22 protein-coding genes are annotated in these 23,326 nt (G+C 48.3%); 8 read left to right on the forward strand and 14 right to left on the reverse strand.

Annotated features, from left to right (window positions below; genetic code table 11):
- The first annotated feature begins 41 nt into the window (after positions 1 to 41).
- Positions 42 to 329, forward strand: coding sequence for a DUF1244 domain-containing protein (locus QL234_RS25400; RefSeq protein ID WP_281560558.1), 288 nt, complete (start codon positions 42 to 44; stop codon positions 327 to 329).
- A 99-nt stretch (positions 330 to 428) separates the two neighbouring features.
- Here the strand turns inward: QL234_RS25400 and QL234_RS25405 are convergent, their stop codons facing one another.
- From QL234_RS25405 to QL234_RS25430, 6 genes are all read right to left on the reverse strand, one after another.
- Positions 429 to 2,498 carry a hypothetical protein gene (locus QL234_RS25405; protein WP_281560559.1) on the reverse strand — a complete coding sequence of 690 codons (2,070 nt, stop codon included), beginning with the start codon at positions 2,496 to 2,498 and terminating at the stop codon, positions 429 to 431.
- A 100-nt stretch (positions 2,499 to 2,598) separates the two neighbouring features.
- Positions 2,599 to 2,991: a hypothetical protein gene (locus QL234_RS25410; protein WP_281560560.1), complete on the reverse strand. Its 393-nt coding sequence runs from the start codon at positions 2,989 to 2,991 to the stop codon at positions 2,599 to 2,601.
- A gap of 309 nt (positions 2,992 to 3,300) precedes the next feature.
- Positions 3,301 to 4,326, reverse strand: coding sequence for a sulfotransferase (locus QL234_RS25415; RefSeq protein ID WP_281560561.1), 1,026 nt, complete (start codon positions 4,324 to 4,326; stop codon positions 3,301 to 3,303).
- A gap of 318 nt (positions 4,327 to 4,644) precedes the next feature.
- Positions 4,645 to 5,241: a 2-hydroxychromene-2-carboxylate isomerase gene (locus QL234_RS25420; protein ID WP_281560562.1), complete on the reverse strand. Its 597-nt coding sequence runs from the start codon at positions 5,239 to 5,241 to the stop codon at positions 4,645 to 4,647.
- A 169-nt stretch (positions 5,242 to 5,410) separates the two neighbouring features.
- A complete protein-coding gene (locus tag QL234_RS25425) occupies positions 5,411 to 5,872 on the reverse strand; it encodes a GNAT family N-acetyltransferase (protein WP_281560563.1) in 462 nt (153 codons plus the stop codon).
- 52 nt (positions 5,873 to 5,924) lie between these two features.
- Positions 5,925 to 6,485, reverse strand: a complete 561-nt coding sequence (locus QL234_RS25430) for an XRE family transcriptional regulator (protein ID WP_281560564.1) — start codon at positions 6,483 to 6,485, stop codon at positions 5,925 to 5,927.
- Positions 6,486 to 6,859: 374 nt separating this feature from the next.
- Between QL234_RS25430 and QL234_RS25435 the strand changes: the two genes are divergently transcribed.
- Entirely contained in the window at positions 6,860 to 7,279 is a 420-nt protein-coding gene (locus QL234_RS25435; RefSeq protein ID WP_281560565.1) for a response regulator, read from the forward strand.
- Between the two features lie 81 nt (positions 7,280 to 7,360).
- Here QL234_RS25435 and QL234_RS25440 read toward each other — a convergent pair whose 3' ends face one another.
- Positions 7,361 to 8,608 carry a serine hydrolase domain-containing protein gene (locus QL234_RS25440; protein WP_281560566.1) on the reverse strand — a complete coding sequence of 416 codons (1,248 nt, stop codon included), beginning with the start codon at positions 8,606 to 8,608 and terminating at the stop codon, positions 7,361 to 7,363.
- A gap of 171 nt (positions 8,609 to 8,779) precedes the next feature.
- Positions 8,780 to 10,300 (reverse strand): aldehyde dehydrogenase family protein, encoded by a 1,521-nt coding sequence (locus QL234_RS25445; protein ID WP_281560567.1) that lies wholly within the window; start codon positions 10,298 to 10,300, stop codon positions 8,780 to 8,782.
- A 156-nt stretch (positions 10,301 to 10,456) separates the two neighbouring features.
- Here QL234_RS25445 and QL234_RS25450 point away from each other — a divergent pair, with 156 nt between their 5' ends.
- Positions 10,457 to 11,359 (forward strand): AraC family transcriptional regulator, encoded by a 903-nt coding sequence (locus QL234_RS25450; RefSeq protein ID WP_281560568.1) that lies wholly within the window; start codon positions 10,457 to 10,459, stop codon positions 11,357 to 11,359.
- A 59-nt stretch (positions 11,360 to 11,418) separates the two neighbouring features.
- Here QL234_RS25450 and QL234_RS25455 read toward each other — a convergent pair whose 3' ends face one another.
- Positions 11,419 to 11,724: a hypothetical protein gene (locus tag QL234_RS25455; protein ID WP_281560569.1), complete on the reverse strand. Its 306-nt coding sequence runs from the start codon at positions 11,722 to 11,724 to the stop codon at positions 11,419 to 11,421.
- A gap of 186 nt (positions 11,725 to 11,910) precedes the next feature.
- On the opposite strand from QL234_RS25455, the gene QL234_RS25460 reads away from it, so the two are divergent.
- On the forward strand, positions 11,911 to 12,657 hold the full coding sequence (locus QL234_RS25460) for a TIGR00266 family protein (RefSeq protein WP_281560570.1): 747 nt from the start codon (positions 11,911 to 11,913) through the stop codon (positions 12,655 to 12,657).
- A gap of 12 nt (positions 12,658 to 12,669) precedes the next feature.
- On the opposite strand, the gene QL234_RS25465 is transcribed toward QL234_RS25460, so the two are convergent.
- The 5 genes from QL234_RS25465 to QL234_RS25485 all read right to left on the reverse strand — a co-directional run bounded on the left by QL234_RS25465 (position 12,670) and on the right by QL234_RS25485 (position 18,510).
- Positions 12,670 to 13,233 carry a hypothetical protein gene (locus QL234_RS25465; RefSeq protein ID WP_281560571.1) on the reverse strand — a complete coding sequence of 188 codons (564 nt, stop codon included), beginning with the start codon at positions 13,231 to 13,233 and terminating at the stop codon, positions 12,670 to 12,672.
- Positions 13,234 to 13,272: 39 nt separating this feature from the next.
- The gene (locus QL234_RS25470; protein WP_281560572.1) at positions 13,273 to 14,607 is read right to left on the reverse strand and encodes a c-type cytochrome; all 1,335 of its coding nucleotides are present in this window, start codon (positions 14,605 to 14,607) and stop codon (positions 13,273 to 13,275) included.
- Between the two features lie 120 nt (positions 14,608 to 14,727).
- Positions 14,728 to 16,080, reverse strand: a complete 1,353-nt coding sequence (locus QL234_RS25475; protein ID WP_281560573.1) for a hypothetical protein — start codon at positions 16,078 to 16,080, stop codon at positions 14,728 to 14,730.
- Between the two features lie 124 nt (positions 16,081 to 16,204).
- The gene (locus QL234_RS25480; RefSeq protein WP_281560574.1) at positions 16,205 to 18,049 is read right to left on the reverse strand and encodes a multiheme c-type cytochrome; all 1,845 of its coding nucleotides are present in this window, start codon (positions 18,047 to 18,049) and stop codon (positions 16,205 to 16,207) included.
- A gap of 23 nt (positions 18,050 to 18,072) precedes the next feature.
- On the reverse strand, positions 18,073 to 18,510 hold the full coding sequence (locus QL234_RS25485; protein WP_281560575.1) for a c-type cytochrome: 438 nt from the start codon (positions 18,508 to 18,510) through the stop codon (positions 18,073 to 18,075).
- 237 nt (positions 18,511 to 18,747) lie between these two features.
- Between QL234_RS25485 and QL234_RS25490 the strand changes: the two genes are divergently transcribed.
- The 4 genes from QL234_RS25490 to QL234_RS25505 all read left to right on the forward strand — a co-directional run bounded on the left by QL234_RS25490 (position 18,748) and on the right by QL234_RS25505 (position 23,315).
- Complete coding sequence (locus QL234_RS25490) at positions 18,748 to 19,728, forward strand: cytochrome c peroxidase (protein ID WP_281560576.1); 981 nt, start codon at positions 18,748 to 18,750, stop codon at positions 19,726 to 19,728.
- Between the two features lie 69 nt (positions 19,729 to 19,797).
- Positions 19,798 to 20,424 (forward strand): hypothetical protein, encoded by a 627-nt coding sequence (locus QL234_RS25495; protein WP_281560577.1) that lies wholly within the window; start codon positions 19,798 to 19,800, stop codon positions 20,422 to 20,424.
- Between the two features lie 9 nt (positions 20,425 to 20,433).
- On the forward strand, positions 20,434 to 21,084 hold the full coding sequence (locus tag QL234_RS25500) for a cytochrome P460 family protein (RefSeq protein ID WP_281560578.1): 651 nt from the start codon (positions 20,434 to 20,436) through the stop codon (positions 21,082 to 21,084).
- An 83-nt stretch (positions 21,085 to 21,167) separates the two neighbouring features.
- Positions 21,168 to 23,315 carry a methyl-accepting chemotaxis protein gene (locus tag QL234_RS25505; protein ID WP_281560579.1) on the forward strand — a complete coding sequence of 716 codons (2,148 nt, stop codon included), beginning with the start codon at positions 21,168 to 21,170 and terminating at the stop codon, positions 23,313 to 23,315.
- Positions 23,316 to 23,326: the final 11 nt, after the last annotated feature.

Raw genomic sequence — 23,326 nt, forward strand, 5'->3', positions numbered from 1 at the left:
CGCTGCTTCATTCACCCGGTTAACAAGAGTTGAGAGTTACCATGGACAAACAAGATCAAATACAGGCGGCGGTTTTTCGCCGTTTATTGGCCCATCTGGACAGCCGCAAAGACGTACAGAATATCGAATTGATGAATTTAGCCGGTTTTTGCCGCAACTGCTTTTCCAAATGGACGGTGGCCGAAGCAGAAAAACTCGGTGTCGACATCGATATAGACACCGCCCGCGAACAGGTTTACGGCATGCCTTACAGCGAATGGAAAGAAAAACACCAGCTGCCGGCAACCCCCGAGCAACTGGCGAAATTTAACGAATTGAATCCGAAATAAATTTCCCCAGTCCCTGCGGTTATTGGCACCTGATTAATAACCGCAGATAACGACTTTCCAAAAATTGAGCAGGTTAAGGCCTGCTCAATAAATTAGCACTCAGGGAATATCCGCCACCGAGCCAAGCAAGGTTTCATCACAGCAAAGCAGATTACGCGCCCGCAATGCCCCGGTAATAGCGTTCATATTTTCGCGGCGTACAGCTTCACTATCCAACCGGGTTGGCCGGCTATGGGGAGTTTCGATATTGATATATCGGTGATTGCTGCCAAGACGCACGTACAAGGTGGATAAATCGGTGGCTGACTCACCTGCCGCCCTGTCCTGCAAGACCACATTAAAATTTTGCCCGCTAAAAGCATTAAAATCCTCACGTGTAGTGGTCCAGATAACAAAATCCGGATGCTCGGGATCGCCGACATAGCAGGAGACGATTTCCGGCATATTGCACCAGCGGAAAATATTGGTAGTGCCCCCTAAGTTTAATAACCGGCTAAAATCCGGCCTTCTGCGCCCCCTGACCTCTGGGCTGACTGCCTGCAACCGGCTACGCAAGTCATCACGGCTGGTGCTACCGCTTGCCGTCTCCCGCTCAACACCACCTGTCAATGAAGCATTTTGCTGCTCGGTCAAGCCTGCGCCACGAAAAGCGTCGGTATCACTGCTACGGTTATTGTGCAGGGCAATGGTCGGCAAGGAAAAATTTTTTGAGCATTGCTTCATGGTCAGGAAAAACTGAATTTGCATCGCCCGACGGTCGTTATGGCTTGCTTCATACAAACGGCAGGCGGCTTCATTGCCGGTGCATTCTGTCTGGACCGACTCGGGAAATAACTCATTGGGATCGGTAGTCCCTTGCCCGGGCACACTGATCTCCCGGCTGCGCAACGTGCCCCGGTCGATAATTGCAAGGTTATAACGACAGGCCCGGTGCAGGTCTTCTACCGCTTGGCGGGCATTACGTTCATCGTTATGAATAAAAACCATGCAGGCGCATGGCCGTCCGGCTATTGAGCGGCGCATTTCCAACCTGCGTCGCCTGTGGCGCTGCCGCCGCGCTGCAGGAGGCGCAACAACGGTTCCGCCGCTTAGCAGAGCAAGCATACGATTAGCCCGATCCAGGTGACTTTGCTGCTCAGGGGTAATATCCCCCGGGGCCGAATTTAACCGCCTTTGTATCAGGCTAAGGATGGCGGCGCCGTCTTGCTGGCTGCCGATCAGGGAAATAGTGCGGTTAACCTGATCTGTCATAAAGGCAAGAGCCAGGGCAAAACCGTCAGCGGCGTTGACCCGGGTAAATACCGCTTCCATAAAAGGCCGTAATGCCTGAACATTTCTCTCCGCCCGGGCGCTAAGGTTACTGCCCCGGCGCTGCGCCGTTATATTGCGGCTTAAAAAGGCATCGACCTCGGCTGTCAGCATCGCGGCTGAGGGCACGGTATTGCTCACGGTGCGGCTATCAAGCAAAGCAATTAAGTCCTGATCAAAAGTCGCGGCAAGAGACCGGATTGCGCCCGGATTTACCGTCGCCACCCCGCTTGTTTCATCAATTTGCACCGGCAGGGGTAAGCGTAAGCCTACTTGCCAGGCAGGCATATCCGGCAGGGACAAATAGCGGCGGTTATACACCAGCAAAGCTTTTGCCAGGGTTTCCTCGTCAATCATCTCAAGGGGCAAAGGTGATGTTTCCCCCGCCGGGGTAAAAGGCGTGGCACTGGTCCACAAGGGTAATAATGCCCGGCTAAGTAATCTGGGGGTCATATTAGCGGCAATAATCACATTTAAGCGGCTCGCTCTTCGATGGCGCCTGCCGCCGGCAATGGATACCGGACCCACTTGTGTGTCAGTAACGTTTACCGGGAAAAACTGTAACCCCGAACCCGACCGGGTGCCGCGAGCCATCACCGCGGCAGTTTCCCCGGTATCGCGCTGAATAATCCCGGCAACGGCTGACGAGCCTGTTTTTCCCGGTGTTGACCCTTGTTGTACCGTTTTCTGCCCTGTTTGTTGCAAAGCAATATGCGGCGATTGTGCCTGTGTGACGGGTGCTTGAAGGATTTCTCGGATCCTGCCATTTCTCTTGCCATAAGCCAGGGAATATGACGAGACAGAACGCCCTGCTGTTATTTCCCTCGATTTCGCCTGTGCTATGCCATAAAGACTTTGCATCTGCGCTCCTTTGCCTGCGCGTTAACCCGTCTTTAATTCTAGGGCAGTGAGTGAAATTTTCGAGGCCGGATAAATAACATCTCCAGGGATCTTTTCCCGGTTAATGACAGGGAAGTGACATTTCAATATCGCCATTATTGACGGCAAGTTCTGCCATCACAATGTCCATACGCGGTTCTCCCGAGCACAAACGCCTGCTTATTTGCTCAAGCTCCGCACTGCTTTTTTTATGCCGGGTGGCCAGTAACAATAGTAAGGCCTGTACCCGCTTACGGTATTCGGTATTTAACACCGCTTCATCAGCTAAATAGCCGTAACCGGGTAAAGCAATGCGCTCCCCTATCACTTCTATTGCCTGATGCCTGTTTCCCTGATGATCCAGCCACTGTAAAACGCCATGATACGCCTTATACAAGTCGGCATTATCTGTTGAGCCCAAAAACAGTAAAGTTTCCAGCGCTTCATAAAAACGAAGCTCATTCGATTTAACCATCGCCGGCTATCCGTAATAAAGAAAGAATAGCTAAAAGCTATAAAAGAAGTGCCCTTATCGCCAAACAGCAAATATTCAACGGTACATATACGCCTGCCAACGGTACCCGGGTTACACTTGGTTACCTATATAGCTCAAATGTACTGGAAAAGGCATAAAGCCCACGTAAGCTTGACATATTATTTAGAGTATTTTTTTTACTGCGGGCCGGCATTATTATCAGTAAGGAGATTACCGATGAAGGATAAGGCTATCACGAAATAAAAATGCCGGGAATAAAGCGCCTCTCAGTGACTCTACGCCTCCTTATTATTCACCGTAACTGGTTTCCTTGGTGTTGACAGGGACATCTTTCGAGCATAACAGACGGCCAACACTCAACCTGCCCAAAATGGTGTTTAAACGTAACCAACGGTTGATTTTCAACTTGTTTTTTATGTAAAAAAACATGATTTTTTCAAGAACACCAGACCTGACCTCAGAGACTTCCCGGTAGCCAAGGGATTTAAGTGTATGACCTATAGCCCCGGTCAGCAGCTTTATTTCTTCATCGCTAAGCAGCTCTTTCCATCGCCCTACAGCCGTATTGATCAGCCCGCCTTTGGCCGACTCCTGCGCCGACATCACTTCAGAGTTCGCCGTTTTGAGCGAACCAAACCTGACGTTCTGCAACTGCTGCTCACTAAAGTTGATCCCTGTGAAACTGCTGAGACGGCTAAGCGTCTTGCCCGGCTCATTTACCAGGGTTTCATAATGTAATTCCATATACTGATCCGGGTAGCGTTTACCGGCCTTACGCCCCTGAACTACAGCCTCTTGCCAGTTAAGGGCGGCATAAAGCAGGCATTGAGTTTTATCCGCTGATTTACAGCCGTGCCAGCCCAACTTTCTGATAGAAAGAGCGGCATCACGGCCATCACGGATAACATGGACTATTTTTGCCTCCGGGAAAGTCGCAATAATTTCATCTATGTGGAAAACATTCGACGGCGTGCTGTCCACCCAATGCTCAAGCCCTTGCTTGATGGCAATCTGATCCATAAATTTCTTCAAAAAACAGGCATAACTTTGCCGGTCCTTTTTAGTGATCATTTTCACAAATTTTTCTTTGGAAATATTTGCCCGTTCAAAATTAACTGAATCCAGCCAGTCCTGAAGAAATCGTTGGTAATTTTTTGCATCGGATAAATGGCCATAGACAGGTGCACATTTATCCATAAGATGGGTTTCTGACTGATACAGGGCAAACTTCTTAGTGGAAAAAAACACTGAATTTAATAATGTCGTCCCTGATCTGGGTGAGCCTAAAATAAAAACAGGTCTGATTTTTGTCATAATAACTTCTTCTATGAAAATGCCGAATGATTAACCTGACATCCGCTGTTTTAGCACTAATAAGCAAAAACCTCTTGAACATCAAAGCAAATATGCTCCCGGATATAATGAACAAATGTTCTACCTGATAGCATCGAACACCTGGCAGCAATTTATTGACTAATTATTTAAATTATAGTCAATAACCGCGACGTGAAAGATGAATGCAGTACAGCGAATTACAAAAACCGTTTGCACCGGGTAAATAGTTGTGATGAATTAACAAGAGGGTAAGCCTGATATTGCCGTTCAAGGCAACACCGTTGACCGGCGATTATATTAGTGCTTGTTTTTTACAGCCCAGTTAAGCGCACTGCTCAACCTGTCATTTCCCCAAAACAGTTCTTCGCCGACAAAAAATGAAGGAGCGCCAAAAATTCCCTTTTGATAGCCTTGCTCTGTCTGCTCCCGCAACCGGGCTTTTGCCGCCGGAGCATTCGCAGCTTTTAATATCCCTGCGCTATCCTCACCGATAGCCTCCAGACATGAGGCAATCACCCGGGAAGAAGAAATATCCAGATCATCGGCGAAGTTTGCCGTATAAACCGCCCGAATAAAATCCGCAAGCCAGGGAGCATCTTCAAACAAACAAGCCACACGTGCCGCCAGCAGGCCATTTCGCGGAAACTGGCTCGGGCGGGTAAAAACAAGATTTAACTCGTCACACAAACGTTCAAGATCCCGCCACATATAAGCCCCTTTTGCCGGGTACAGGTTAAAAGGTGAGTCCTGCCATCCCTGCCGGTTAAAAATCGCCCCCAATAAAAACGGCCGCCAGGATATTTCAAGGCTTTCTCTTTTGGCCAGAGTTTCAATTTGCATCGCCGCCGGATACGAATAGCTGCTGGCAAAATCAAACCAGAATTCTATCTTCATCCTGCCTCCAAAAAAACCGCTACCTTAGTTCAATAATACCACAGGTTAGTACGAAGTAAGTCCAAGCAGAGACAGGACCTGCCTTCAAGACCTGAATATGCATGAACAGGCCTGCTCTCTTCTTTTCAGTAAAACCTCAAACCTAATAACCCTGCTCCTATAGCTCCCTTCAGCGCGCTAACCTTAACGTCATAAACAAACTATGGGGATCAAGGCGGTAATCACCAAAGGGCGGACATTCACTGAAGCCAAATTTTTGATATAACTTGTGGGCAGGTGCAAAAGCCGCCATAGAGCCGGTTTCCAGACTCAGGCGCTGATAATGCCGTCTCATCGCTTCGTTAATAATAAATTCCACCATACAAGCGGCAACCCCTTTACCCCTTTGGTGCTGACAAGTATGCATGGATTTGATTTCACCATGACCCGGGGCGATTTCTTTTAATGCCCCGCAGCCAAGCAAAACCTCCTGCTGCCAGACGGTCCAAAATGTCACCTCAGGTGCACGCAAGCTGTCAAGATCCAGGGCAAAAACATTTTCAGGCGGCGAATGCAATGCGCAGGTCTGCAAATGCCGAGTTAACAAGTCTTGTACGTCTTTCCCGCTCAAATCATCATGCCTGATTTCCATAAAACCTCTTCATTACTACTTAATGGCCGCAGCCAACATCTCAACAAAAAACTTATTGCCTGACAACCGCCACCAGGTATTCACATGGGCGCTGGCTGTCGTTACGAAATACATGCCCGCTGGGCTCCCCCAGGGTGAAACTGTCCCCCGGATGTAAATGGTGCAGCTCTTCGCCTTCAACAAAGGTCAAACAGCCCTGCAATATCCAGATAACCTGGCGTAAAAACACCACGGAAGCCGCCGGAAAAGCCACCTCAGCCCCGGGCGGTAACGCTATTTTGGTTAATTCCAGCGGACTGTTCATGGCCAGGGAGACCTGGGTACGGATGTAGCCGCTTTGCGGATCTTGCCAGACAGCCTGCTGATGCTGGCGCAATAAACGCTGTTGCTGCTGTTCTGCGCGGGCAAGCAAGGTTGACAGCGACAGCTGAAAAGCCCCGCACAGCCGCCCTAATAAAGCCGCGGTGGGGCTGGTTTCCTGGCGTTCTATCTTACTGATCATGGCTTTGGAAACATCAGAGCGTTTCGCCAGCTCCGCCAGAGACCAGCCACGGCTTTCCCGCTCATATTTAATTCTCAAGGCAATATCTTTGCTCGGGTCTTGCTGCAACACTTTTCCCCTTGACGGTCAGACAATCCATACGGTTATCATAATCATTACCCCAACCAAAGTCTACTATATTGGACAAAGATACACTATCGTATTCAGCTCCACGCCGGGCCCGGCAGTCAAAGGCTATTTTTATTGATTTTTATCAACTTTTTAGAATTATTTGCCATAATTAATAAGGTGCAGCCCCCTGTCTCAGGTATAGTGGTGTTATATCTTTTGCGCCGGTTAGCACTATGGCAATAAAGTGACTCAATTTAGCGCAGGCAATAAATCATCAGCAAAGGCGGATGTTATTGTGCCTGGATAAGCCGTTCACTTTTACATACAGTCCATAGCAAGTCTCACGATACACCTAATTACAAGGAATGTAGCAAATGTTTAAAGTGATGATTGTCGACGACTCAGAAATCTGCCTCAAAACGGTACACAACCTGCTGAACAAACAACTCGATTTTCCCGCCAGTTTTTCAACCTTTTTAAGTGGCAGGGAAGCTAAAGAGCGTTTTATCTTTATCCAGCCGGATCTGGTGATCACCGATATTTATATGCCGGAATACAATGGCTTCGAGTTAATCACTTATATCAAGGAGCTCACTAAAACACCGGTATTAGCCCTGTCTTCCGGCATATTTGATTGCGGCAACGGCCGGGGAGGAGAAAGAGGCAGCGCCGAATCAGCCCTGGAACAGGCAAAAGAGAAAGGCGCCGATTACACTTTATGTAAAGCGGATATGACCAATGGACTTGCTCCCTTAGTCAACAAAATTTATCAGCAAAGCTTAGTGCTCAATTGACACTCAAGTTAAGGCAGCAAAACCTACACCAGTAATCCCGGCCCATAAGCAGTCTGCTGAGTGCTCCATTAACAGCAAAGGTTATTCAACCAAATCCTGGGACGGCTCTTCCGGTTTTTTCCGGGTGTGAACCGCTAAAGTACCCGTTTCCATCTGGCTATAGAGGCGTAAAAACGTCGGTACTACCTTACTTGCCATTTTCGTTTCTGAGTTGGTCAAAAAAACCAACCCCATTTGCAACGCTTCATTAAACACCATCTCAGTGCGGGTGCCTTCAACCCAGCCGCCGTGGTGCACAAAACTTTCCCTGCCGTTATAGTCAAAAATGCGCCAACCCAGTCCATAATAGGTTTTCCCCAGATTTTGCCAGTCTCTCTTACGGTAATGTCCCTGAGCAGCGCTGGTTTTGATCTGTTTACCGTGCATTTCAGCTAAGATTTCATCATTTAATACCGATGGATATTTGCCCAATTGTGCCATCAGCCAGTACTTCATATCTCGGATGCTGGCATTGATACCGGCCGCAGGCGCTACCCGGTAATAGTTGCTGTTCACCTTTGCCGGCGTCCATTTTTTCGTTTGCCTATGCCATTTATGGGGCTGGGCACGATTTTCATTGCCGACAAATGCCGCCAACCCATAAGAGGCATTTTTCATGGCCAGCGGTTTAAACAGCTTGCTATCGACCACCTGTTCAAAACGATTGTTACTGATCGCTTCAACCACATCCCCTGCCAGGCTATAGACAACATTTTGGTAGCCGTAACAAGCACCGGGAGCGCAGATAAAAGGCACCTTATCCATTTTCTTTAATATTTTCTTGTAGCTGACCCTGTCCTCTATCAAATTGGTATAGGCATGCGGCATCAGGCCGCTGCTATGGGACAACAGGTGACGTAAGGTCAACGCACTGCCGTAATCCGGTTCCTTAAAGCTCAGGTGATCAACATAGTCGCTTAATTTACTGTCCCAGGAAACCTTGCCTTGTGCCACTAAAGTGCCGACCGCGGCAGAAGTAAAGGTTTTTGAAACCGACGCTAAGCGGAACACGGTATCCGGATCCACCTTTTCAGGTGAACTGACATTGGTCACCCCATAACCCTTAAGCAACTGCTCTTCGCCGCCAAGCACGACGGCAACGGCAAATCCCGGCGTTTTCGGCGCTACTTCCGCCAATAAGAAATGTTCAAAAGCCTGTAAGAATGTTTGCTGGTCAAGCGATAACGTTGATGGCCGGGCCTGTTCCGCCCCCACAAATGCCCTTGCCTGCTCCGCATTTGCCAAAGGCGCGGCAAACAGGAAAAAGCCGCATAATAAGAAAGATCTCAAAAGAAAGCCCTATGAATTCAAATGACTAAACTTTTTATTATACATAACAGCTTGATACATGGCAGCCCGATGTTATCCAGGCAAGGGAGTTTTTTAGGGATAATAAAAAGTCCGCCTGGTATCAGCGGACTTTGTTAACGCCTCTGTCCCGCTCTGGGATTAGTTGACGCTTTAAAAAAAGCCTAAAGGTTTGACATCGTAACTGACCAGTAAATTTTTGGTTTGCTGGTAATGCTCAAGCGCCATTTTATGGGTTTCCCGGCCGACGCCGGACTTTTTATAACCGCCAAAGGCCGCATGGGCCGGATACATATGATAACAATTGGTCCAGACCCTGCCCGCCTCTATTTGCCTGCCCATACGGTAAGCGCAGTTCATATCCCGGGTCCAGACACCTGCCCCTAAGCCAAACTCGCTGCTATTGGCCATTGCTAAGGCCTCGGCTTCGTCTTTAAAGGTGGTCAGGGAAATTACCGGGCCAAAAATTTCTTCCTGGAAGACCCGCATATCATTTGTTCCCTTGAGCAAGGTAGGTTCAATGTAATACCCCCCCGAGAGCTCAGTTGAGACTTGTGCGACCTCTCCCCCCATTAATACCTGGGCCCCTTCATCCCGGCCAATTTTCACATAACTTAAGATCTTATCGAACTGCTCTTGCGAGGCCTGTGCCCCCACCATAGTTTCGGTATCGAGCGGATTACCCCGGGTGATCGCCTTGGTACGTTCAATAACTTTTTCCACAAAACGCTCATAAATATTCTCATGGACAAATAACCGTGACGGACAAGTACAAACCTCCCCCTGGTTAAAATACGCCAATACCGCCCCTTCGATACATTTGCTCAGATAATCATCTTCATGATCTAAGACATCTTCAAAAAAGATATTCGGAGATTTTCCCCCCAGCTCAACCGTTGAAGGAATAATGTTTTCCGCGGCGCATTTTAGAATATGCGAGCCCACAGGAGTAGAGCCGGTAAAAGCTATTTTCGCGATGCGTTTACTTGACGCCAGCGCCTGCCCGGCTTCCGCGCCAAACCCGTTAACTATGTTAAGCACCCCGGGAGGAATAAGATCTTCAATTAATTCCATTAATACCAAAATGGATGCCGGGGTCTGCTCTGCCGGTTTTAACACAACACAGTTACCCGCCGCCAATGCCGGCGCCAGCTTCCACGCCGCCATCAGCAAAGGAAAATTCCAGGGAATGATCTGTCCGACCACTCCTAAAGGTTCATGGAAGTGATAAGAAACCGTATGTTCATCAATTTCTCCCAAACTGCCTTCCTGGGCGCGCAAACAACCGGCGAAATACCTGAAATGATCCACCGCCAGCGGGATATCGGCGGCGAGGGTTTCCCGTACCGCCTTACCGTTATCCCAGGTTTCCGCCACCGCAAGCAACTCCAGATTCTCTTCGATGCGATCGGCAATTTTTAACAGTATATTCGAGCGCTCGGTCACCGAGGTTTTGCCCCAGCTGGCCTTAACTTTATGGGCGGCATCTAAGGCTAATTCGATATCCTGATGATCTGAACGGGGAATTTGACAAAAAACCTGGCCGTTTACCGGGCTGATGTTTTCAAAATACTGGCCATTAAAGGGTTCGAGCCACTGGCCGCCAATATAGTTTTGATAGCGCTCTTTAAAATGAAATAATGCGCCGTCTGTTCCGGGTGGTGAATAAATCATCAAGCTTTCCTCTTTTTGTTCGCTAACGAATGTTGCTTTTATCGCCTGTGACTATTACCTTATGCTTAAAGCCAGCAGGCAACTATGCCCAAAATGCGAATAACTTGACTGTCAGTCCAATACTTTCATATCGATAATAATAAAAACGATAAATTTATGATCACTGAAAAATGTAAAGCCAATCCTCAGGTTCTGGTTGAAAATAAAATTACCTTTGCCGGTCCACAGTCCGAGCTCAGTATTTACGACACTTATGAAGCAGCCACCCGGGTGCCGTTAAAGTCAGATCAATTATTGTTCTGCGCTATGGTCAGCGGCAAAAAAATCATGCACTGCGATGACGGGGCATTTCAGCGGCCATTTTTACCCCATGAATCTTTTGTGATGGCACCGGACAGCTCAGTAGAAATTGACTTCCCCGGGGCACGGCTCGATCGTCCCACCCGTTGCCTGGCAATCGAAATATCAAAGGAAAGGATCAACGAAATAGCCGGACAGTTGGATAGAACTTGCCCTAAGGCCTCGGGGCTGGAGCCCTGGCATTACCGCCATGATTTAATTCACCTGCACCACAGCAGCCAGACCCAGGCCCTGTTAGAGCGAATGCTGGGGATCTACAGTGAAAATCACCCGGATCGCAGCTATATGATAGATTTGGCGGTATCTGAGCTCACCATACGTTTACTGCGGGAGCAAAGCCGGGAGCTGCTGCTCTCTTTTGCCAGCAGAGAACCCGACTTTAACGGCATCAATGCCGTGATCCAGCATATCACCACACATTTAACCGAAGAGCTCGATATTGATGCCTTATCCCGGATTGCCTGCATGAGCCGCAGTAAATTTTTTAGCGAGTTTAAAAACCACCTCGGCTGCAGCCCGGTAGCCTTCCAGCAGCAAACCAGGATCCGCCAGGCAGCCAATTTGATTAAAAGCGGTAAGCAAATTACCAAGGTCTGTTTCGAGCTGGGCTTTGGCAACGCCAGCCATTTTAGCCGGCGCTTTAAACAGTATTTTGGTCTCAGTCCGCGCCAATACCGGAGCCGGCATGTTAACTTATAGGCAAGTGCTCAATTCAGGCATTTAAGCTTTAGCATAAGAGGATAATTTTAGGGGAAGCTTTAAATTTTCACATAAATATCAACAGGTTTTCGCCTGTCTTGTTTTTCCCTGGAGTCTAACCAGCGGCCCCGGGTGATATTCTTCATGCGACGTTCGTTACCGCTGCGGCGCTCTTCAAATGGCTCTTCGGCCTGTACTTCCGGCTCATCAAGAACACAGAGACTTTCCGGCTCGGCTTGTGAGCGGCTTTCCTGCTCAGGTTTTTCATCCGGAGCAAGTAAGGAATTTCTTTGTTTTTTATCTTTATGGGAGTGCTCAGACTTTACCGCGCGCTGAGACGGCAACAATTGTGCGATATAATTCATATAAGCCTCCCTCCAAGCCGGTTAATGTCATAAATATCTCCCGTTGATTAATTAATCGGCAAACCTGGGAAAAAGTTTAATGATTTCTTTACCCTCCCGATAAAAACTTACATCACTGAGCCCCCGCTGGCATATTAGTTAGACAACAGATATGCTACTACAGCCACTAAAAACAAAGGAGTTACTATGCGCAGCGATGAAATAGATTATCAAATTATCGGCCATGCCATGCAAATGGTGGAAATTGAATTGGATCAGGATGAAACCGTTATCGCTGAAGCCGGCGCCATGAACTATATGGAAGACGGCATTGACTTTGAAACCAAAATGGGTGACGGCTCGGATGTCAACCAGGGCTTTATGGGAAAATTATTTTCTGCCGGCAAACGCATGATCACCGGAGAATCTTTATTTATGACCCATTTTACCAACCGGGTTAAGGGAAAAAGATGCGTCGCTTTCGCTGCCCCTTTTCCGGGATCGATAATACCGGTCAACTTAGCCGAGACCGGCAATGAAATTACCTGCCAAAAAGATGCTTTTTTATGCGCCGCCTTAGGCACTAAGGTCGATATTGCCTTTAACCGCCGCCTCGGCAGCGGCTTTTTTGGCGGTGAAGGTTTTATACTCGAAAGGTTGCAGGGAGATGGCCTGGCGTTTTTACACGCCGGCGGCACCGTTATTGAAAAGAAACTCAATGGCGAAACCCTGCGCCTGGATACCGGCTGTTTAGTCGCCTTTAGCCAGGGCATAGATTACGACATCGAAATGACCCGGGGTTTAAAAAGCATGTTTTTTGGCGGAGAAGGCCTGTTTATGGCGACCTTAAGTGGTCACGGCAGCGTCTGGATCCAAAGCCTGCCCTTCTCCCGCCTGGCTGACAGGATCCTTGAGCATGCCCCCAGCATAGGTGGCAGCAACAAAGGAGAATAAGTCCCCGGAGGGCTAAAGCGGTTCGTTGTCCGGTTGCATAATATCCAGTAATTGTGCAACCTGCTCGGGAGCCAAGGTAATACCGTGCTCCTGATCCCGTTTAACCCCGGCTAACAAAGGGGTAAGCAGCTCAATCAACTCCAGGTTCATTTGCTCCGACCCGGTATATTTATCTACCAACTGGTTCAAGAGGTTGGCCAGGTCTTTCATATGATCTTTATCCCTGAGGATAATCGGCGGCACTTCTTCTCCCTTGATTCTGTCCTTAATAGACATTTCTATTTTATGCAGCGGACCCGCCACCCGATGACTGAAATAGATACCGACAAACACCAGGCAAGTAAAAATCAAGCCCAGCATCATCACCAGCCAGGGAAATGACAGCATCAGCATGTCGAGAATATTGGTGGGAATATAAGTGCGCTGCTTTGAGAAAGCTCCCGCCAGCAAAGGCAATAAGGTCAGGCTACCGACCCCGATCAACACACTGATCACCGCCATCAGTCCCGAAAATATCCCTATCCTATTTTGATAACCGGGATTAATTAATATTAATCTTCTTTGATTCTTGACCATATTGAACACCCAAAGTTAACTGTCAAAAGAACTTCACTCTTAATCTTCTACTGCTACGATCATTTCTTCACTATCTTCCTCTTCAAATTCATACAAGCTGATCAGATAGGCAATAATGGCATTGATATCCGCCTGAGACGGCGGCGAATTATCGGTATATAACCTGTGTCGCCAGGCCGGCATGACCATGGCCGGCGGCTGTCCCTTACTGCCAGGTCTCGCCCCGGTTAAGATCAATTTACGAATGCTTTTATACTGGCCTAAGATGCTGTCAAAGTGCTCAAGCGGTACCTCCAGCTCCTTATCATCAAGGCTGATGCCCCGGTTTAAGATAGAGATCACCATGTCCACTTCTTCCGGTTCGAACAATTCCATGTTTTCCGCCAAATCTTCCAGCGAAGGCACATACCCCCCGGAGGCATTTTTATTAGCCACCCCTCCTATACCGGCAGGTCCGTGGCAGGAAACACAACCCGAACGCTCATATAGCCATTTACCGCGCTCGGTGATATCGGGAAAGTCAGGAACCGTTGACGATATCCAGGGACCGAGATCACTCATCGAATGATCACTGATCGGATTGTCCCTGAGCCAGTTAATATAAGCAATAATCGCCTCTAAATCCCCGTCACGCAGGACATTTTCAAAGGCCGGCATTTGAATGGTTTGCCCGTGGGTGAAATAGGTGGCTAAAGGATTTTTTTCCAGGCGATCGATTTTCCCTTCCAGGATCCACTGCCTCAGCTCATCTTCGTTTCTGACCAGCTCGGCATAGTCATCCCCATCCCAGGGGGGAATATAACCTTTAAAACTGCCGGGATTGGAAATACCGCCACGCCCGTCCGGGCCATGACACCCCATACAACCGAGGCTTGACGCCAGATCCCGCCCTTTCAACTCCAGCTCAGATATCGGCTTTTTCGACTCTGACATCAACTTAACAAAGGCCAGCAAATCCTCCAATTCCTCATCGGAAAACAGACCTTCGTAAGCCGGCATTTTCACTATGCCGCCAACCCCGAGTTCATGCACCCAGTCCTTGCCGAACTCGCTGGCACGATACACTTTCACTTCCGGTTTAACATCATCTTTCCATAACCGCCGCGGCAGGCCGTATAAAATCCACTCCCTGATATCCTGATCGCTTTGGATAAAAGACATGATGGCACCGCCGGCTTTAAAAGGCGGGGTTTCCCCCCACAGGGCGCCAAAGTTCGCCGCCCCCTGGACCCCCCCGGGCCCGTGGCAGGCAAAACAACCCATTTCCTGGGCCAGGTAATATCCCCGCATCACAGGCGTACTTGCCGGTTGCCGGGCAAAAGCTAAAAAAGCAGAAACCAGAATAGAAACTAAAATTGTGATTGCAATTGTCAATATTAGCCACTGCCAACTTTGTATTGTTTTTAGCATGACATAACCTTTTAAAATCGCTGGGATATTTCGCTAAACACCCTAGGGTGCAGCACCATGACCCTGTTCAACTTCATCAGGATGTTAAAACTTTAATAACCATTCCAACCGCACCCCTTTAGCCGATTGCTGCTTTTCCTTGACGGCAAAAAAAGTATCAAAACGTAACAAGGTTTGCCGGCTTAAGCTCTTTTGATACCTAAAGCCCAAACCTACGGCATCCCGCTTTTGCTGGCTTTTCATGCTGCTCCTTGCCGCCAGTTCGACTATAAACTGGGAGCCGATGCCGCCAAAAAAGTGCTGATATCCTGCCACCGCGCCATAGGTATCCTCTATGCTGTCCCCCAGGGGCACGCCATATTGCCCCATGCCGACAGGAGAAAACAACATACCGATATTGGCCAGCGGCACGCCGCCGTCCCGGCTACGGGCGGCAGAAGAGAAATCATCAAAACTGAGGAAAGAATTGACATACCAAAGATCATCCGAATGGGCAAAACCCCCCGACAGCTCCGCCGTTATTAAGGTGCCTTTGCTGAGCGCGCTACTATCTTCATCCAAGGGGATCTCGGTATTGATCCTGAAAGTCGAATTTATCATGCCAATTCTTTGGGTAGAGCCCAGCCCCAGATACCAGGCATTGGCACTGTTATCGTTATCCACATAAATCATATCCAGATCTAAACTGTTATCCCAGGCGGTATCTGCCTGGGTTAACAGTCCATACAGCCTGCCTGGGGAGGTCACGTTGGCAAAGGGGTTATCAATATCATCCCAACCATAAAGGGCAGTGAGCCGCACATTTGGCAGCCCCTGTGCGATCAAAGAGTTGCGGGTGATACCTAAGGCATCAAAGGTGTCATTGAGTAAGATACCGTCCTGAACTTTCAGCTCCTGCCTGCCGACAGAAAAACCGATATCCCAGGTTTTGCTGTCGCTTGGATCAAGGCGGGGAAATATTTCACCGATCTCCCCTTCAAAAAAAAGCTGGGTTAGCTTGCCGTTGGTTTGATCATGCCAGTTATCTTCATCGCCATCCGAGTCGAAAATAAAGCCGGTATCCTCCCCTTTATCGTTATCAAGCGGCCTTAATGAAAAAACGATGCGCTCGGTTCCGGAAAGTTTGACATCACCATGCAAATCCAGCCGGGTACTCCATTGCACGATATCTTTATCCTCGGCGTCATAACTTTGCAGGGCACTCCTGAACTGGCCATAGAGTAAAAATGTCGGTTGTAACATTTGCTCGAACGGCGTTTTGATTCCGGGTTTTATCGGCCCCTGCCCTAAAAAATCATCTCCGAACTCTAACAGAGGACTCAGCCGGGACACCGGGTTAGCCGGATAGGCAATCGCTTTATCCGAGAGCCGATTTTTTTCTATCTTGGCTTTATCTGTAATCGGATAAAAAGATAAGGCCCCACGTCCCTCAGGCACAGTTTCCTGTTGCGGCCGCTGCTGCTTCCCATCCTGAGCGCTTTGTACCAGCCCCGGCGGACAAAACAGCAGACAGCAAAAGCAGGCAGCAGATAAAAGTGATTTCCCGTCACAGGGTAGAATTCTAGTTAATAACAAGATCACGCTCCCACAGCACCCGGTAAAGCTCTACCATCCTATCCCCGATATCCCGGGCACTCAGGCCGTATTCAAATCCGGCTCCCGATATCGCATGAATAAGGTGCGGCGGCAATTGTCCGGCAACCAGCTTAACATTCACCTTATAAGGCCCGTTTCCACTTAATTGCTCAGGTGCCACCCGATAGTTTGCCCAACGGTAGCCGTTAGCTTCTATACTGCGTTTTTGTAAACGGATATCCCGTATCCCCCCCATTAATAAGGCAGGAGTCGGCGATGGCCGCATAAAGATCAAAGGGTCAAAGGAATAATTGGCCGGCAATACCTGCTCCCTTTCCCCGCCATAGGCGGTGTGTACCATAAAGGGAGAGCGTAAATTAAATAACTGCTCGTCAAGGGGCATGTCGCCATTGTGTACATACAAAGAATGTGAATCCCTGACATCACCGTTAGGATCCAGATCCCCTGAGCGGAAAAGCACCTGATCTTTTTGATCGGTTACACTTACCTGTAAAAAAACATTTCGCTCGGCAATCAAGCCTGTGGGTACGCTGTGACCGTCGGTGAGGTTCTTCACCTGCACTTTAAACGCCAGGCCGTCACCGGAGTCAAGCACTTCGATATCCCCCAAGCCATAACCGTTACGCAATAAAGCGGTTCCCCGGGCATGGGCTTCGGCGCGCAGGGCCAGCTGGCGGTCAATGATTTCCCGCGCCATATAGCGTTCATCCTGATCTTGCCAGATGCCGGTAAACTGACGCTGATCTTCCTCAGAGTCAGTGATGCCCTGTTCAAATTCCTCGGTGCCCCAGCCGGCTTTATAATCAAAACCCAGCCATTGCTCCGGGGTGGCAAACTCCTGGGCTTCAGGATCTATTGGAAAAATCCCCGGATGCACCAAAGGACTGTCCGGACCGACAAACATATGGTTGGTTCTTTTCGCCGGTTTACTCGGCGTCCCCCTGACCACGGCTGCCGGTGCATGCGGATATTCGGACGCAATCCCGGGAACCGGCCCCATATGGCAGTCCTGACAGGACTCTCCCCGTTTGGCTGCCGGTGTCTGCTTATATTCACTAAAGGCATCTTCCAAGCGGAAGCCGTTCACCAGGCGGACATCATGGCAGCGGGCACAAAACCCTGACAGGGAAACCTGCTCCAGATGACGTGCTTCTTTATGTACCTTAGGCGGACGGCCCTTTTGCGATGCCAGCACACGTTCAAGTTCGTCTCCCGGCCTGGGACCATATACCGGTTTGTAAATATCGCCGGACTCGATCGGCAGCCTGCCGCTTATTTTACCGTATTCCCCTGCCACCCGGTGACAGACGATACAGGTCACACCTTCTTTGGAAACCGTATCCCGGTTGCTGTTACTGGTGAGTATGGCTTCATTGCTGGACATACCGGTTTGCGAATGGCAGCGCTGGCAAAAATCCCCCAGGGTGCCGTTGGTTAGTTTCACTAACGTCGCCTGATAGGCGAGAAAGGTGGGACTGGTTTGTGCGTAAGCATGCCGGGAAACCGACCATTCGCGATAAATATCGATATGGCAGCCCCCGCATTCCTGCGCCGAGGGAAACTCAACCTGCTCCAGCAATGCCTGGTGATCCGGATTTCGTACAGATGTTTTTTCCTCCTGTGCCTGTTCAGCTCCCTGTGTTATCTCAGGAGAGGCAGATAATGCCGCATCGGACCATAATAAGGACAAAATTAACGCAGCCACAGCAAGATCGGACATAGGCAGGGTGCTTTTAAGCCGGCGGCAAAAACCTCCCGCCAGCAGTTTTCTCCCGGACTGCATCAGGATAAAATTCAAATAAATAAGCATAATGTAGGCTTCTGAAGGTCAGGTTATTTTTCAGGTTCGAAATCATGGCGCACATAATTAATCACATGCCAGATCTCTTCTTTACTCAATAATTTCTTGAAGCCGGGCATAGGCCTTCTGCCGGTGCGGATTTTCCAATAGATGGCGCCATCGGTTTGCGCCCACATGCCGTCCTCGTCAAAGTCTTTGACCATTTTATCAAGCTTGGCCGCCTCGGGGCCGTCACCATTACCGTTAGCGCCGTGACATTCCTGGCATTCCCGCTGGTAAATCTCTTTACCCATGCTGACGGAAGCTTCATCAATGGGAATAGGATTTTTAATTTTCGCTTTACGCGCAGAGACACGCCAGGGAGCAGGTTTCTCCTGATAGGCAAAAACAAGCTCAGAAGTAAAAACAAAAGTGAATATAAATACGATGGAGGTAAAAATGAAATTAACTGTAGCAATTTTAAACGTCATAACATTTCCCTTGAAATAACATAAAAATAGACTTCATTGATAATCTTCAAACCCAGTATAGATGATGATTTTTACTTGCTCAAAAAATTGCCAGTCTACTGGTTTGTTTTTTTTAAAATTATGGTCTAAATATTAGAGTTGCTAACGCTTAAAACTGCTGCAAAGAGATGTTGGCAAACAAAACACAAGTAAAATAAATCAAATAAATCAGCTAGATAGTGAGCAAAGGAGAATGCCGTGTTAAAAAGAATCTTTTTAAACCTGGTTGCTTTAATTTTTACCCTGCCGTTACTGGTTTTTGCAGCAGAATTGGGCACGCCATCCCTGGAAGACATCGAATATCCCGATGACGAGCCCCCCACCACCGAAGAAATTGAACTGGGCAAAGTGCTGTTTTTTGACCCCCGTTTATCCTTAAACGAAAAACAATCCTGCGCCACCTGCCATAACCCGGAAATGGGCTTTGGCGACGGTATGGCGAAAGGCTTAGGTACCATGGGAGAGGGGCTTGGCAGAAATACCCCGCATATTTACAACCTGGCCTGGAGTTCAATCTTCTTTTGGGACGGCCGGGCGCAAACCCTGGAAGAGCAGGCACTGGGCCCTATATCCGCTCCCGGAGAAATGAATATGCCGCTGCCGCAATTAATCAAGAGACTTAAAAAAATTCCCGGCTATCAAAAGCTGTTTAAAGCCGCTTATGGCGACTCCGGCATCAATAAAACCAATATTGCCCGGGCAATAGCCGCCTTTGAGCGCAGTATTATTACCCGAAATTCTGCTTTTGACCGTTATATACAAGGCGATAAAAATGCCATGGATCCTGCAGCCATTCGCGGACTGGCTTTATTTGAAGGCAAAGCACGCTGCACCAAATGCCATGACGGCGTCAACTTTACCGACGACAGTTTTCATAATATCGGCGTGAATAACAATGACGTCGGCAGAGAAAAAGTCAGCAAGGCACAAGGCATGAAAGGCGCATTTAAAACCCCGGGACTGAGAAATGTCTGGCTAACCTCCCCCTATATGCACGACGGCTCAGAGCCGTCACTCGAAGCGGTGATCCGTTTTTATAACAGAGGCAGCGAGGGCATAGCCGGCGTAAGTAACCTCATTAAGCCACTGAATTTAAGTGAGGATGAAATCAGTGATTTACTGGCCTTCTTAGCCGCATTAACAGATCCCATTATCATTGAGCGCCCCAAAATGCCTTAGCACTCGTTGGTATCACAGGTAAAGAGCAGTTTTTGTTCAAATCAGATAAGCATTTAACAGGGAGGTTTTATGAGCTTTAGTAAAAAAATATTAACTTCGTTACTGCCGCTGGCTTTTGCCGGCGGCGCCCTGGCCGATACGGTCACGGCTGAGTTGGAATTCACCAAAAGGCCCCCTTTTGCGGGACTTATCTACCTGGTAGACAATAAAAGTACCAACTCCCAGATAACCATAGATCAAAAAGACAAACAATTTACCCAGAAACTTCAGGTGGGCTCTTCCGGGCAACAGATCAAGTTCAATAATTCCGATAATGTCGAACATAATATTTTTACCAATGAAACCAAACACAGTGCCAATTTCGATGTCGGCTTGATGCAGCCGGGAGCCACCTCGGAAGTTGCCCTTAACTGGCAGGAAAATTCCATTGTCCGTATTGGCTGTAAAATTCATCCGAAAATGCGCGCCTATATTGCCAATATCCTCAGCGACTACTACCAGGTACTGGACTTTGAAAAAAAGAAAAAAAACTATCAAATCCAGATAAAAGACGTGCCCAGCAACTTAACCACCATGAACTTACTGATGCCGGGTTATAAGAGCATGGAGTTTGAACTGCAGCCGGGTGAAACCAAGGAAGTGCCGATTTCCAAAAAAGGCAAGCAACGCGGCACCTTAAAGCTTTCTCGCCAATAGGAAGAAATCATGACTTTGAAATCAGGGATTGATATCAACAAAGCAACCAGTATCTGTTTACTGTCACTGCTTCTTGTCTTCGCCGGACCCGCTTCGGCCAATGCAAGTCAAAAAACAGAATTTAATATGGAAGAGGCCTACTATAAAAGTCTTTTTACCATCCCGGCTATGTATCCCCAAACCCGGGACTACCGAAAAAAGTGGAGCCGGTTGACGGGTTTTGAATTTTCCGGCCTACACTGGAACAATTTTGTCGTGATTTATGTCAACAAAGGCACAGATATCTATCGTGACAATTATATCGAATACCTTAGGGTTTATCAAAATGAAGACGACGATGAAGATGAGGACGAGGAAGAAACCGAAGATAAACATTTTAAGGGTTATGAAGTAGGCACCATCTTTTTAAAAGAAAACTACACCGTCAGAAACGGTATCCCTCATCAGCCTACATCCCTGACCTTAATGGTGAAAAAGCCGCCGGGATATGCCCCGACAGGCGGCGACTGGGAATACACGCAATTTGCACCTAACGGTGACTTGATGATGCGCGGCAATAACACCAATGTCGATATCTACCAAAGTTGTGCGAAATGTCACGAAAATATGCAAGAGCGGGATTACGTTTTTTCCACTTTTTATACCGAGCAAAGCCGTTAACTTATCAATATATCGGTTAAGTTTTTTCACTTAGCTTACTATCAGCAAAGTCATTTTTAGAGGGCAGACAAGTGGTATTATCGATGAGAAAAAAAGTGCTGGGATCTTTAGGCGGCTTATTAATTATGTTGCTGCTGGTCTTAACCGTCGCCTATCTCAGCATGAAAAGCATGGAAAGAGAAACCGGCCAATTTGTTGAGAAATTGATCCCTACCCTCGTTGCCTCCATGGATCTTGCCAACAAGGTACACCAAAGCTCCAGCTCTCTGGGTTATTATATGCTGAGCCAGGAAAGCTCAGATAAACAAAAATACCTGGAGAACCTCAGTAGTTTAAAAAGCCAGCTCGACTCGTTGAAACAAATCCTTAATCAGTCTGCACAAGACAGCCAGCCAAAAGATCAGCCGCAAATCAATTATATCGCCACCTTAGTGGATGAGCTCAGCAATTATCAAACCGTGATGTTCGACCTGGCCGAGCACCCGGAAAAAAACCGTCCTGCATTGCAAATATCCCGGGATCAGCTTGAACCCCTGGGCAGCAAAGCCCTGCAAATGACCACAGATATCGTACTGGGAGAATCTGATACTGAGGATGTCGAGCAATATGCCGATTTATTGCTTGATATTCATAACCTCAGATACCAGTGGGCAATGATCTTAAGTAATGTCAGGCATTACCTTGCCCTGCGCAACAGCGAGATCCTGTCAGAAGTCGACTTATTTAAAAAAGGGTTGGAGCAAAATATTATCAGTTTACGTGCAAAGGAAGATCAACTGGGAGAAGAGCAAGTCGATGCCCTGGATGAGTTTATCCAGCTCAAGGATAATTTTTTTGGCCACCTGGAACTGGCAATCGATATTCACAGCAGCGAAAAATGGCGTACCGATGCCTATTTGATCCGCAACGAATTCGGCCAATTACTGAAAAAACTCGGTGATGAACTGGGGACCCTGGTAAAGGTTCAGCAGCAGCTCAGCCTGGACACCAGCCAGAAGCTGGTCAAATCCACCCAAACCAATGTACTGATCTTATTAAGCTTGTTTATCGGCGGTATTTCTTTCGGTATTTTCGTTATTTACTTTGCCAATGCCAAAATTATCAGGCCTATCCTTAACCTGCGTAATATGATGCGGGAAATGTCCCAGGGGCAAGCAGATTTAACCCAGAGAATTGAGGTGGTATCCAGCGATGAACTCGGAGAGACCTCAATTCATTTCAATGAATTACTGACCAATTTGCAGGCGATGATGGGCAAAACCATAGATGTCGCCAAACAAATCAGCCAGGACTCAAGCCATATCAAGCAATCACTTAACGAAGCAAGCGGCAATACCCGGGAAAGTGTTTCCCTGACGGAAAAGGCATCCGATTCCAGCGAGCAGATTTACACGGTTTGCCAGGCAATCGCCGATAAAACCGACGCCACGGTCCAGGAGCTGGTCAAAGCTAAGGAAGCCGCCGCCGACGGCCTGGATAACATGGACTCATTAAGTGTAAAAGCCATCACTATGGGTCAGGAAATCGAGAAGCTCGAAGCAGAAATTGCCCAGCTCAACAGCCAAAGCAAAAGCCTGCTGGATATGCTCGGCACCATCAAGACCATAGCCGATCAAACCAATTTACTGGCCCTTAATGCCGCCATCGAAGCCGCCCGGGCCGGAGAAGTAGGCCGCGGTTTTGCCATCGTTGCCGACGAAATCCGCCAGCTGGCCAGTAAAACTCAGGACTCCACCACTAACATAGGTAACCTGCTACAGGAGAATTTCCGCCTGAACCAGCTGTTAAGCGAATGCATGCAATCTACCGCCGATGATACCCAGTCGCTGCTGGCCAGCCTTGAAGGCACTAAAACCTCCATCAACACCATCAGCAACAATATTGATAATGTTAACCAGCATGCCCTGGAAATCGCCACCGCCTCGGGAGAGCAAACCCAGCAGACCGTCGAAATTCGGGATATCGGTGAAAATGTCAGTAACCTGGCCAATGTCTCAGCCGAAGCAATAGAGCATATTTCTTCAACCTCAAACCATCTGGCAGAACAATCAAGTCAGCTTTATGAGCTGGTCGCCCAGTTTACCCCGGACTCAGGACAAGCCGGACAAAACTCGCCTGAACCGGCACAGCACCAGCATCAGACACAGGCAACAACAAACAGCAAAAGTGCCCTGGATGATTTTGGCGAATTGATCAGCGAAGAAGAAGACGATATCAGCGCTACCATATAAACATGACTGGC

The sequence above is a fragment of the Thalassomonas sp. RHCl1 genome (assembly GCF_947387555.1).
Classification (GTDB): Bacteria; Pseudomonadota; Gammaproteobacteria; order Enterobacterales; family Alteromonadaceae; genus Thalassomonas.